This is a genomic window from Microbacterium soli, assembly GCF_039539005.1.
In the GTDB taxonomy this organism is placed as follows: Bacteria; Actinomycetota; Actinomycetes; order Actinomycetales; family Microbacteriaceae; genus Microbacterium; species Microbacterium soli.
This window is the reverse complement of sequence record NZ_BAABCP010000001.1, coordinates 1,169,077-1,180,212: the sequence shown is the minus strand read 5'-3', so window position 1 is coordinate 1,180,212 and position 11,136 is coordinate 1,169,077. Positions and strand designations below refer to the sequence as shown.

Below are 11,136 nucleotides of genomic sequence, written 5' to 3'. Positions count from 1 at the left end.
CATGATCACCGCAAGGAAGCTCCGCATCGCGCTCACCGCGGGCGTCGCGCTGGCCACGGCCGTCGCGCTCGCCGGCTGCGGCAGCAGCAACCCGCTCGACGAGCCCACCGGCAGTGCCGGCGACGGCGCGAGCACGGACACGATCGTCGTCGGATCCCAGGCGTACTACTCCAACGAGATCATCGCCGAGATCTACGCGCAGGCGCTCGAGAACGCCGGGTTCACGGTGGAGCGGAAGTTCAACGTCGGCCAGCGCGACGCCTACATGCCCGAGGTGGAGTCCGGCGCGATCGACCTGTTCCCGGAGTACACCGGCAACCTGCTGGAGTACCTCGATGCGGACGCCACCGCCACGAGCCCCGACGACGTCTACGCGGCGCTGAAGGACGCGCTGCCCGACGGCCTCACCGCGCTGGACTACGCGCAGGCCAGCGACCAGGACACGTACACCGTCACGAAGCAGTTCGCCGCGGACAACGGCCTCACCTCGATCGGCGACCTGGCGAAGCTGACCGCGAAGCCGGTGCTGGGCGGCGCTCCCGAACTGGAGCAGCGTCCGTACGGGCCGACCGGCGCCAAGGAGGTCTACGGCATCGACCTGGGCTTCTCCGCCACGGGCGAGAGCACGCTGGAGTCGCTGCTGGCAGGGCAGGTGCAGGTCGCCGACATCTACACCGCGGCGCCCGCGTTCCAGACCGAGGACATCGTGGCGCTGACCGACCCGGAGAACATGATCCTCGCCTCGAACGTCGTGCCGATCGCGTCGAGCGACGTCGCGAGCGAGATCGCGGATGTGATCAACGCCGTCAGCGGGATGCTCTCGGCCGAGGACCTCGTCGCGCTCAACGTCCGCTCGACGGTGGATCAGGCCTCCGCGGGGGACATCGCCGCGCAGTGGCTGAAGGACAACGTCGTCGACTGAGTCCGTTCCTCTGCGGCCGCGTCGGGATGCTCAGACCCGGGCATCCTGGCGCGGCAGCCACACCTGGTTGATGATGATGAGGATCGACGCGGTGACGGGAACGGCCACCAGGGCGCCCAGCAGGCCCAGCAGGGTGCCGCCGGCGAGGGCGCCGATGACCACGAGCGCGCCCGGCACCGACACGGCCCTGTTCATCACCCGCGGAGTGAGCACGTACGCCTCCACCTGCATGTACACGAGATAGATGACGGCGAACAGCAGAGCGTGGAGCGGGTCGGTGAACAGAGCGATCACGGAGCCGATCACCCAGAACAGCACCGAGCCGACCAGCGGGATCAGGGTGACCAGGAACGCCACCGTCGCCATGAGCGGCGGGAACGGCAGGCCGAGGACGAGATAGAGGATGAGCGTGATGACGGCGTTGGCGAAGGCCAGGATCACCATCCCCTGCACATAGCCGCCGACGGAATCGGTGATCTGGTCGACGATCTCCCGGGCGCGCCCGCGGTCGCGGGCCGGCGCGAAGCGCAGCATCGCGGTCTTGATGGCGGGCAGCCCCGCCACGAAGTAGAGGGTCAGCACCAGCACGACGATGAAGCCCGAGACGCCCGCGGCGATCGAGCTGCCCACCTGCAGGGCGCCGCCGCCGATGACCTGCCAGGTCTTCCCGTCGGTGAGGAAGGTCTGCGCATCCGCCACGAGCTGCTCGAACTGTCCGCCGAACTGCTGCTCCAGGAAGACGTACACGCTGCTGTTCATGAAATCGGTGATGAGACCCGGGACGGACTTCACGAACGAGGTGATCTGCTCCACCACCACCGGCACGATCATCAGCAGCACCAGGCCGAGCACGACGATCAGGCCGAGGATCACCGCGAGCACACTGAGTCCGCGCGACAGGCCGCGCCGCTCCAGGAAGCGCACGGCGGGGTCCAGGCCCAGGGCTGCGAACAGGGCGAAGGCGATGTAGATGAGCACGGTCGACAGGCTCGTCAGCGTGATCGCGAGGAGGATCGCGGCGAGGCCTCCGATCGTCACGAGGAATCCGAACACGAACGGCTTGTCGATGCGGGTCCAGAACGAGCGGCTCGGGGTCGGCGGCTCGAGCACCGTCCGGGGCGGCGTGGGTGGCGCGTCGTCCTGGACAGGGGCGGATTCATCGGCGCTCATGCCCCACACTCTATGGGCCGCACGCTGCTTCCCGCGGCGCGAACTGCCGCGGTGCGCAAGCGGATGTGCGGCAGTTCGTGCCGCGATGGGGCGGCGCGCCCACTATCGTCGGATCTGCACCCACCCTGAGGAGGATCATGTCCGACGATGACGCCCGTGCCGAGCTGCTGCGCCTGCGCGCCAGCATCGACAACATCGACGCAGCGCTGATCTTCATGCTGGCCGAGAGGTTCCGCGCCACCCAGCAGGTCGGGCGGCTCAAGGCCGACCACAGCATGCCGGCATCCGACCCGAAGCGTGAGGAGCAGCAGACGGCACGCCTGCGGGCGCTCGCCGCGGAGGCGCATCTGGACCCGGAGTTCGCCGAGAAGTGGTTCAACTTCGTCGTCGCCGAGGTCATCCGTCATCACACCGAGACCGCCTCGGGCCGCTGACCTCGGCGCGGCGCGGCGGGGCATCCGACGGAGCCGTGTCGACAGCGCTTCTCGATAATGCAATAATCTGATTGAAATCCACATTGAACAATCAGAAACACGCATTGTGAAGGGTTGGACATGACCGATGCCGTCGGCGCGCACATGCGCACGGAACTCACCTCCCAGCCCGAGACCTGGGCGAGGGCGGCCGGGATGCGGGCCGAGCAGGCCCTCCTGCCGGCGCCCGGCGCGCGCATCGCCGTCGTCGGCTGCGGCACCTCCTGGTTCATGGCGCAGTCCTATGCCGCCCTGCGGGAGGCGGCAGGGCACGGGGAGACCGATGCGTTCACGGCATCCGAGGTCCCCATCGCCCGCGGTTACGACGCCATCGTCGCCCTGACCCGCTCGGGAACCACCACCGAGGTGCTCGAGTTGGCCGAGCGCGTCCGAGGCACGACACCCGTCATCGTCGTCCTCGGCGACGACACCTCGCCGCTGGTGGAGCTGGCCGACGCCGTCATCGCCCTGCCGTTCGCCGATGAGCGCTCCGTCGTGCAGACCCGTTTCGCCACCACGGCGCTCGCGCTGCTGCGCGCCTCCGTGGGTGAGTCGCTGGACGCCGCGATCGCCGACGCGCAGGCGGTGCTCGAGGGCGCCGACGATCCCGCCGACGCAGGAGCCCCCGCCCTCGCCGATGCCGAGCAGTACAGCTTCCTCGGCACGGGCTGGACCATCGGACTCGCCCACGAGGCGGCGCTGAAGCTGCGCGAGTCCTCGCAGTCGTGGACGGAGTCGTACAGCGCGATGGAGTACCGACACGGACCGATCGCCATCGCCGCCCCCGGCCGCCTCACCTGGCAGTTCGGCCCCGCGCAGGACGGCCTGCGTGCGCAGGTGGAGGCCACCGGCGCGCGTTTCGTGCAGCATCCGGTCGACCCCATGGCCGACCTCGTGCGCGTGCACCGGATCGCCCTCGACCGCGCCGTCGCGCGCGGACTCGACCCCGACCGGCCGCGCAACCTCACCCGGTCCGTGATCCTCGACGCCTGAGCGGGGCGGTCATGCACGCACCCGACGCCGGCGCACCCGGCAGCGTCCCCGCCCGCACGGCGACGATCGGCCCGGGCCGAGCCGTCCTGGCGTTCGACGTGGGCGGCACCGACATCAAGTCGGCCCTGTTCGACGCGACCGGCGCATCACGGGGCCTGCGCCGCACCCCGACTCCGGCACCCGGCCCCGACGGCGCGCACCGGCTCGTCGACCGGGTGGCGGAGCTTGCCGAGGAACTCCGTGCGCAGCATCCGGATGCCGTGCCCGAGGCCGTCGGACTCGTCGTGCCCGGCATCGTCGACGCCGACGAGGGGGTCGCCGTGTTCAGCAGCAACCTCGACTGGCGCGACGTGCCCCTGCGCGCGCTCATGTCAGCCCGGTTCGGCGTGCCGGTGGCCTTCGACCACGATGTACGCGCGGCGGGCTGGGCCGAGCGGAGGCTGGGCGCCGCGCGGGAGAGCACGGACGCCGTGATGCTCATCATCGGAACCGGCATCGCCGGGGCGCTGCTGATCGACGGAAGGATGCACGCGGCAGGCGGCTACGCCGGTGAGATCGGCCACGCCCCCATCGGGGACTGGCCGTGCTCGTGCGGCGCGCGCGGCTGCCTCGAAGCCGTCGCCTCGGCCGGCGCCATCGCACGGCGGTACACCGAGGCCGCGGGCACCGCGGTGGACGGTGCCCGCGGGGTGATCGCGCTCGCCGCTGCCGGGGAGGGGACCGCGGCGCGGATCTGGGAGGAGGCGTTGGACGCCCTGGCCCTGGCGCTCGCGCAGCTGACCGCCGTGCTCGCGCCGCGGACCGTGGTGATCGGCGGCGGGCTCTCCCGGGCCGGCGACGCCCTGTTCGCCCCGCTGCGCGCCCGGCTCGCCGCCCGACTCAGCTTCCACCGGCTTCCCGACCTCGTCCCCGCCGAGCTGTCGGAGGATGCCGGGCTCCTCGGCTCCGCGCTGCTGGCCAGGGACGCGCTGACGTGATCGTCACGGTCACCCCGAACCCCGCCGTGGATCTCACGTGGCGGGTGCCGTCGCTGATGCCCGGCCATGTGCACCGGGCGGATGCCGGGGCCGTGCGCGCCGGCGGCAAGGGACTGAACGTCGCCAGGGTCGCGCACACGCAGGGCGCGCAGGCGGTCGCCGTCGCCACCGCCGGAGGTGCCACGGGCGAGGAGTTCGCGGCAGAACTGGCGGATTCCGGCGTGCCGCACGTGCTGGTCCCCGTTGCGGCGGCGACGCGTCGCAGCCTCGCGCTGGTGGACGAGTCGGCCGGCGACACGAGCATCGTCAACGAGTACGGCACCGCCCCGACGCCTGAGGAATGGGACGCGCTGGCGGATGCCGTCGCGACGGCCCTGGGCACGGCGGATGCGGAGAGCCCGGGCGTGCTCGTCATCTCGGGCAGTCTCCCGCCGGGCACGCCCGAGAACGTGCTGCCGACTCTGATAGGCCTCGGGCGCGACGCCGCCGCGACGGTGATCGTCGACACCTCGGGACCGTCGCTGCTCGTGGCGGCCGACGCGGGAGCATCCGTCCTCAAACCCAACCAGCACGAGCTGCGGGACGCCACCGGGCTCGACGACCCCGTCGACGGCGCCCGTGAGCTGCTGCGCCGCGGCACCGAGCTCGTGCTGCTCTCGCTCGGCCCGGAGGGCATGCTGGCCGTGTCGCAGGGTGCCGACGTCGGCACCCTGCACGCCCGACTCGACGCGCCCCTCGCGGGGAACCCGACAGGGGCGGGGGATGCCGCCGTCGCCGCGTGCGCGGTGATGATGGACGCCGGCATCCGTGACCCCGAGCGGATCCTCCGCCGCGCGACGGCCTGGTCGGCCGCGGCCGTGCTCATGCCGCTCGCCGGCGAGATCCACGCCTCGTGGCCGGATCTCGAGGGCGCCCTGACCGTCGTCACCGCCGAGGAGTCCCCATGACGCTCGTCTCCGCCCGTGAGCTCATGCGGGCCGCCTCGTCCGCCGGCACCGGGATCGGCGCGTTCAACGTGATCCATCTCGAGACCGCCGAGGCCCTGGTGGCGGCATCCGAGCGCGCTCAGCTGCCGGTGATCCTGCAGATCTCGCAGAACTGCGCCGACTACCACGGCGGACTGGAGCCGATCGGGCTGGCGACCCTCGCCGTGGCGCGCGCCGCCCAGACACCGGTCGTCGTGCACCTCGACCACGCCGAGCGGCCCGAACTCGTCGACGAAGCGATCGGGCTGGGGTTCGGCTCGGTCATGTTCGACGGCGGGAGGCTCGACGATGACGAGAACGCGGCGCTGACCGCCGAGATCACCGCGCGGGCGCATGCCGCGGGCGTGCACGTCGAGGCCGAGCTCGGCGAAGTGGGCGGCAAGGACGGCGCGCATGCCCCGGGCGTGCGCACCGACCCCGACGAGGCGCGCGCCTTCGTGGCGGCGACCGGCGTCGATGCGCTGGCCGTCGCGGTGGGCTCCTCGCACGCGATGCGGGACCGCTCGGCCTCCCTCGACATCGAGCTGATCGGGCGGCTGCGTGCGGCGCTGCGCGATGTCGACGGCGCCGGGAACGACGTGCCGCTCGTCCTGCACGGCTCCTCCGGCGTGGCCGACGACGTGATCGTCCGCGCCGTGCGCGCGGGCATGACCAAGATCAACGTCTCCACGCATCTGAACGGGTTCTTCACGCGCGCGATCCGTGCGGCGCTCGCCCTCGACGAGGGCCTCGTCGACTCGCGCAGGTACGTCGCGCCCGGCCGGGACGCCGTCACCGCGGAGGCCGCGCGGATGCTGCGCCTGTTCGCCCTCGACCCCGACTCGCTCCCTCCCGGGGGGCCGGACGGAAAGGGGGAGTGACGTGAACCGTGCCGCTCGCCTCACCGCGATCCTCGATCTGCTCGCGGAGCAGGGCGAGGTGTCCGTGGATCAACTGGTCGACCGCTTCGAGGCGTCCGCCGCCACCATCCGCCGCGACCTCGACAGCCTCGCCGAGCGCCGACTCCTCACCCGCACCCACGGCGGCGCGGTCACGCAGTCCGTCGCCTACGAGCTGCCGATCCGCTACCGGAGCCATCTCGGCACCGGCGCGAAGGAGCAGATCGCGTCGGCGGCGGCCGCGATGGTCGTCCCGGGGCAGGTCGTCGGTCTGTCCGGCGGGACGACGACCAATGCCATCGCGACGGCGCTCGCCGCGCGGGACGACCTCGCCGCCGAGGGGATCACCGTCGTGACCAACGCGGTGAACATCGCGGCGCAGCTGGCCATGCGCCCCGAGTTCAAGGTGATCGTCACCGGCGGGATGATCCACTCGCGCAGCTTCGAGCTCGTGGGACCGTTCGTCGAACAGCTGCTGGCGGGGATCCGTCTCGATGTCGCGTTCATCGGCGTGAACGGGGTGTCCGGTGCGCACGGCGCGAGCACGCAGGACGAGGCCGAAGCCGCGGTGAACCGCATGATGGCCGAGCGCGCCGTGCGCGCGGTGATCGTCGCGGACGCGTCGAAGATCGGGCGGGAGGCGTTCGCACGCGTCGGCGGCCCCGAGCTGTTCCCACTGATCATCACGGATGCCGCCGTCACCGCGTCCGAGCGGGACTCGCTGACGGAGGCCGGCTTCCAGGTGCTCGCAGCGGGCTGAGCCTCGTTCCCACGCCGCTCCTCCGCGCGCCGGCGGCGGATGCCGGGTCAGATGCCGCGAGAGCCCGCGGCGTGGGCGAAGATGAGGCTCGTGGAGGTGGAGGCGACCTCGGGGCGCAGGCTGAGAGTGTCCGAGACCAGCTCGCGCAGCGCCGCGGCGTCGGGAACCGCGACATGCACGAGGAAGTCCCGATCGCCCGCGAGGAAGTACACCCGCTGCGTGGCCGGCAGCTCCTCGACGTACGCCTGGAAGCGGCGCAGGTCGCCGCGGGCGTGCGCATGCAGACGGATCGTGATGAGCGCCTCGAGGTGCAGTCCGATCGCGGCGGGCGAGATCTCGGCGTGGAACCCGACGATGACGCCGTTCGCCTGCAGCGCGCGCACGCGCTTCAGACACGTGGATTCTGCGATCCCGGCACGCGCCGCGAGCTCGGTGTTCGACAGCCGGCCGTTGCGGCTGAGCTCGGAGAGGATCGTGCGATCGACGGCGTCCAGCCCGGCATCCGTCATCGCCGCGCGACGGGACGTCGAAGAATCGGATGCCGCCATGCTCACTTCCTTCCCGAGAATGCAGAATCTGCGGAGTTCTGCTTGATTCTACGCAGAAGATCTCCATCACTTCCCGAACGATGCTTGAGATCTGCATAATCGGGAGAGAGCAGGTCTCATCATGGCCCGCTCGTCTGGGATTCGTGTGTTCGGGAGGACGCAATGACGCGCACGATCGTCGTCGGAGCCGGGATGGTTGGGCTCGCAACGGCATGGCACCTGCAGGAGCGGGGCGTCGAGGTGACGGTCATCGACCGGGTCGGCGTGGCCGCCGGGTCGTCGTGGGGCAACGCCGGATGGCTGACCCCGGGCAAGGCCATCCCCCTGGCGGACACCGGCCTGTGGACGTACGGTCCGCGGGCGCTGCTGGACCCGGATGCCGCACTGCACGTCCCGTTCCGCGTGGACACCGGCCTGTGGTCGTTCCTCGCCCGGTTCGCCGCGCACGGCACCAACCGGGCCTGGGATCGCACGATGGCGGCGCTCACCCCCATCGACAAGATGGCGCTGGAGTGCTACGACGAGCTCATCGACGGCGGTGTGAAGTCGTGGACCCGGGAGGGCCCGTTCGTGATCGGCTTCAGGAAGGAGGCCGACTCGAGGGGCTTCCTGCACGAGATCGAGGGGGTGATCCGGCACGGCCAGGACGTGCCGTTCGAGCGGCTGGACGACCCCGGCGAGCTCGCCCCGGTGCTCTCGGACGCCGTCACGCACGTCTACCGGCTGGAGGGGCAGCGGTTCTTCGAGCCCGCCCCGTTCGTCGAGGCCCTCGGCGACGCCGTCGTCGCGCGCGGCGGCGAGCTGCGCACGGGCTTCGAGGTGACGGATGTGTCCTCCACCCGTCGACCCGTCGTCACCCTGTCGAACGGGGAGCACCTGGTGGCCGACTCCGTCGTCATCGCCACCGGTGCCTGGATGCCGAAGCTCGCGCGCCGGCTCGGCGTGCGCACCCGGGTGCAGGCCGGCCGCGGGTACTCGTTCACGGTTGCGACGCAGAAGCCGCAGGAGCACCCCGTGTACCTGCCCACGCAGCGCATCGCGTGCACGCCGTACCAGGGGCGGTTCCGCATCGCCGGGACCATGGAGTTCCGCGGGCCCGACGAGCCGTTCCAGGCGCGGCGGGTGCAGGCGATCGTCGCCCAGGCGCGGGAGCTGTTCCAGGGCGTCGACCTGGACGACCGTCAGGACGAGTGGGTGGGCTCGCGCCCGGTCACGCCCGACGGACTGCCGCTGATCGGCGCCACCCGTGCGCCCAACGTGTACGTGGCGGGCGGTCACGGCATGTGGGGGATCGTGCTGGGGCCGGCGACGGGCAAGCTGCTCGCCGAGCAGATCACGACCGGCCGCATCGACTCCGTGCTCGAACCCTTCGACCCGCTGCGCTGACTCCTCGCCCCTGCACCGGCCCGTCCGTACGCCGGGAAGGGCGGGGTCAGGAGACGGATGCCGAGGGCGCGGCGACCTCGAACTGCGCGGCGTGCTCCGCCCAGCCGGACTCGGCGGGCAGCGAGCGCAGCCCGCGGTTTCCCGCGCCCAGCAGTGCCGCCGCTGCGCAGAGGCCCGCGCCGATGAGGATCGCCCCGCCGCGCCCCAGGTGAGCGAGGCCGAACCCGGCGATGAGCGGCGCCAGCGGCATCGCCCCCAGGGCGAAGACGCCCGAGGCGCTGCTGACACGGCCGATGAGCTCGGTGGGCGTCGCCACCATCTGATATCCGCCGAGTGCGGCGTTGACCGGGGCGAGCAGCAGCGCCGCGGGGAGGAACACCGCCACGATCGCCACCGGGCTGTGCACGAGGGCGAGCGCACCGGCGCCCGCGGTGAGCACGACCAGCGTGATGAGCATGATCACGCCGGCCCCGATCCGCGACACCGCCCATCCGGCGAACAGCGCGCCGAGCAGCATCCCGGCTCCCATCGCCGCGCCCACCCAGCCGATCACGGCGGGGGAGTATCCGTCCTGCTGCAGCGCGTAGATCACCGTCGTCGTGGCCGTGTTGATGCCGAGGTTGATGATGGTGCTGATGAACAGCACCCCGCGCAGGTCGGTGCGGGAGAACAGCCAGGACAGGCCGTCGCGGATCTCCCGGAGGGCGTGCGTGCGCGGCGCCGCGCCGTCGACAGGAGGACGCGGTGCGGCCGGTGCATCCGTGGCGACCGGTCCGCGCAGCCGGGGGATGAGCCAGGCGGCGACGGCGGAGACGAGGTGACAGGCCGTCATCACCACGCCGATGAGCCAGCCGCCGATGGCCAGCAGCGTGCCGCCGACCGGGCCGCCGGCCAGCTCGAGCGCCGCATCCCGCGCGCGGTTCGCCGCCTGCGCCCGTCCCATGGTCTCGGGCGCGACGATGTCCTTCAGCAGGCTCTCCCCTGCCACGTCCAGCAGTGCGGTGCGCGCCGCCAGCAGGGCGTCGACCGTGAGCAGCGTGCCGAAGGTCAGCGCATCGCCGAGGGCGAGCAGGGTGAAGGCGGCGGAGAGCACGACGCCGATCACGGCTCCGAGGACCATGAGGGTCACGCGTCGGTGACGGTCGGCGAGCACACCGCCGAAGAGCATGAGCGCGACCCGGGTGCCCATCCCGACGGCGCCGATCACGCCTGCCTGGACCGGGTCGTCGGTGATGATCAGGGCGAGCAGCGGCACGGCGAACCCGAACAGCCCGCTCGAGACGCCCTTGGCGGTGTCGCTGACGAGCCAGGAGACGTAGCGGCGGTTGCTCCAGATCGAGGTCATGCTGACACGATAGTTCCGCAAGAGTTATTGCGCAAGAATAGTTGCGCAATAACTTCTGGATATACTGCGGATATGGCTGAGGAGGAGTCGCCGTCGACCGTCATGATGACGACGGCGATGCTCAAGGCGCTGGCGAATCCGCTGCGCCGCCGCATCCTGGCATCCTTCAACCGGAATCCGCACAGCCGCGCCGCCGACATCGCCGCCGCACTCGGGGAACCGGCCAACAAGATCAGCTTCCACCTGCGCGTCCTCGCCGACGCCGGGCTGATCGTCGAGTCGCCCGAGCATGCCCGAGACGGCCGCGACCGGGTCTGGACCGCCGTCGAGGTCGAGTCCCTGGGGGTGGCCGGTACGGGTGTCCCCGCCGCGGACCCCGTGCTCGCCGATGCCGTGATCCGCGGACTCGTCGAGGATCACCAGGCACTGCTGCAGCGGGTCCTCGCGGACATGCCGGAGTACCTCCGCGGCGAGCAGACCACGGGTCGCGGAACCTTCTCCACCAGTCATGCCGTGCTGACCCCCGCGGAGTTCGAGGCTCTGCTGCACACCATCCACCGTGCGATCCGGGAGGCGCACGACGCGCACGTCAAGGGCGCCGAGGGCACCCGCGTCTACGACATCGACATCCTCGCCGCCTCCGACGATGCCGACCCCGGTGTCGGACGCGACCCGCGGCTGGATCGGTAGGGTGAACG

At 71.6% G+C, this 11,136-nt stretch carries 12 protein-coding genes; 9 read left to right on the top strand and 3 right to left on the bottom strand.

Translation table 11 applies throughout. From position 1 onward, the window contains the following. The first annotated feature begins 1 nt into the window (after position 1). Positions 2-922 carry an ABC transporter substrate-binding protein gene (locus tag ABD770_RS05465; RefSeq protein WP_344818513.1) on the top strand — a complete coding sequence of 307 codons (921 nt, stop codon included), beginning with the start codon at positions 2-4 and terminating at the stop codon, positions 920-922. A 30-nt stretch (positions 923-952) separates the two neighbouring features. On the opposite strand, the gene ABD770_RS05460 is transcribed toward ABD770_RS05465, so the two are convergent. Next, positions 953-2,092, bottom strand: a complete 1,140-nt coding sequence (locus ABD770_RS05460; RefSeq protein WP_344818512.1) for an AI-2E family transporter — start codon at positions 2,090-2,092, stop codon at positions 953-955. A gap of 137 nt (positions 2,093-2,229) precedes the next feature. Here ABD770_RS05460 and ABD770_RS05455 point away from each other — a divergent pair, with 137 nt between their 5' ends. The 6 genes from ABD770_RS05455 to ABD770_RS05430 all read left to right on the top strand — a co-directional run bounded on the left by ABD770_RS05455 (position 2,230) and on the right by ABD770_RS05430 (position 7,159). Further along, a complete protein-coding gene (locus ABD770_RS05455) occupies positions 2,230-2,526 on the top strand; it encodes a chorismate mutase (RefSeq protein WP_344818511.1) in 297 nt (98 codons plus the stop codon). 120 nt (positions 2,527-2,646) lie between these two features. Further along, on the top strand, positions 2,647-3,558 hold the full coding sequence (locus tag ABD770_RS05450) for an SIS domain-containing protein (protein WP_344818510.1): 912 nt from the start codon (positions 2,647-2,649) through the stop codon (positions 3,556-3,558). A gap of 11 nt (positions 3,559-3,569) precedes the next feature. Next, positions 3,570-4,535: an ROK family protein gene (locus tag ABD770_RS05445; RefSeq protein WP_344818509.1), complete on the top strand. Its 966-nt coding sequence runs from the start codon at positions 3,570-3,572 to the stop codon at positions 4,533-4,535. Beyond that, positions 4,532-5,482 carry a 1-phosphofructokinase family hexose kinase gene (locus tag ABD770_RS05440; protein ID WP_344818508.1) on the top strand — a complete coding sequence of 317 codons (951 nt, stop codon included), beginning with the start codon at positions 4,532-4,534 and terminating at the stop codon, positions 5,480-5,482. The genes ABD770_RS05445 and ABD770_RS05440 overlap by 4 nt, the downstream gene beginning before the upstream one ends. Next, positions 5,479-6,381, top strand: coding sequence for a class II fructose-bisphosphate aldolase (locus tag ABD770_RS05435; protein WP_344818507.1), 903 nt, complete (start codon positions 5,479-5,481; stop codon positions 6,379-6,381). The genes ABD770_RS05440 and ABD770_RS05435 overlap by 4 nt, the downstream gene beginning before the upstream one ends. Before the next feature lies 1 nt (position 6,382). Continuing rightward, entirely contained in the window at positions 6,383-7,159 is a 777-nt protein-coding gene (locus tag ABD770_RS05430) for a DeoR/GlpR family DNA-binding transcription regulator (RefSeq protein WP_344818506.1), read from the top strand. A gap of 47 nt (positions 7,160-7,206) precedes the next feature. Here ABD770_RS05430 and ABD770_RS05425 read toward each other — a convergent pair whose 3' ends face one another. After that, on the bottom strand, positions 7,207-7,707 hold the full coding sequence (locus ABD770_RS05425; protein WP_344818505.1) for an Lrp/AsnC family transcriptional regulator: 501 nt from the start codon (positions 7,705-7,707) through the stop codon (positions 7,207-7,209). 162 nt (positions 7,708-7,869) lie between these two features. On the opposite strand from ABD770_RS05425, the gene ABD770_RS05420 reads away from it, so the two are divergent. Further along, a complete protein-coding gene (locus ABD770_RS05420) occupies positions 7,870-9,093 on the top strand; it encodes an NAD(P)/FAD-dependent oxidoreductase (RefSeq protein WP_344818504.1) in 1,224 nt (407 codons plus the stop codon). A gap of 46 nt (positions 9,094-9,139) precedes the next feature. Here ABD770_RS05420 and ABD770_RS05415 read toward each other — a convergent pair whose 3' ends face one another. Continuing rightward, positions 9,140-10,438, bottom strand: a complete 1,299-nt coding sequence (locus ABD770_RS05415; RefSeq protein WP_344818503.1) for an MFS transporter — start codon at positions 10,436-10,438, stop codon at positions 9,140-9,142. Between the two features lie 72 nt (positions 10,439-10,510). Between ABD770_RS05415 and ABD770_RS05410 the strand changes: the two genes are divergently transcribed. Further along, positions 10,511-11,128 (top strand): ArsR/SmtB family transcription factor, encoded by a 618-nt coding sequence (locus ABD770_RS05410; protein ID WP_344818502.1) that lies wholly within the window; start codon positions 10,511-10,513, stop codon positions 11,126-11,128. The last annotated feature ends 8 nt before the right edge of the window (positions 11,129-11,136 follow it).

Bases quoted from the DNA above. Each gene is read 5' to 3' on its own strand.
- ABD770_RS05465 (WP_344818513.1), top strand. From the start codon at position 2: ATGATCACCGCAAGGAAGCTCCGCATCGCGCTCACCGCGGGCGTCGCG.
- ABD770_RS05460 (WP_344818512.1), bottom strand. From the start codon at position 2,092: ATGAGCGCCGATGAATCCGCCCCTGTCCAGGACGACGCGCCACCCACG.
- ABD770_RS05455 (WP_344818511.1), top strand. From the start codon at position 2,230: ATGTCCGACGATGACGCCCGTGCCGAGCTGCTGCGCCTGCGCGCCAGC.
- ABD770_RS05450 (WP_344818510.1), top strand. From the start codon at position 2,647: ATGACCGATGCCGTCGGCGCGCACATGCGCACGGAACTCACCTCCCAG.
- ABD770_RS05445 (WP_344818509.1), top strand. From the start codon at position 3,570: ATGCACGCACCCGACGCCGGCGCACCCGGCAGCGTCCCCGCCCGCACG.
- ABD770_RS05435 (WP_344818507.1), top strand. From the start codon at position 5,479: ATGACGCTCGTCTCCGCCCGTGAGCTCATGCGGGCCGCCTCGTCCGCC.
- ABD770_RS05425 (WP_344818505.1), bottom strand. From the start codon at position 7,707: ATGGCGGCATCCGATTCTTCGACGTCCCGTCGCGCGGCGATGACGGAT.
- ABD770_RS05420 (WP_344818504.1), top strand. From the start codon at position 7,870: ATGACGCGCACGATCGTCGTCGGAGCCGGGATGGTTGGGCTCGCAACG.
- ABD770_RS05415 (WP_344818503.1), bottom strand. From the start codon at position 10,438: ATGACCTCGATCTGGAGCAACCGCCGCTACGTCTCCTGGCTCGTCAGC.
- ABD770_RS05410 (WP_344818502.1), top strand. From the start codon at position 10,511: ATGGCTGAGGAGGAGTCGCCGTCGACCGTCATGATGACGACGGCGATG.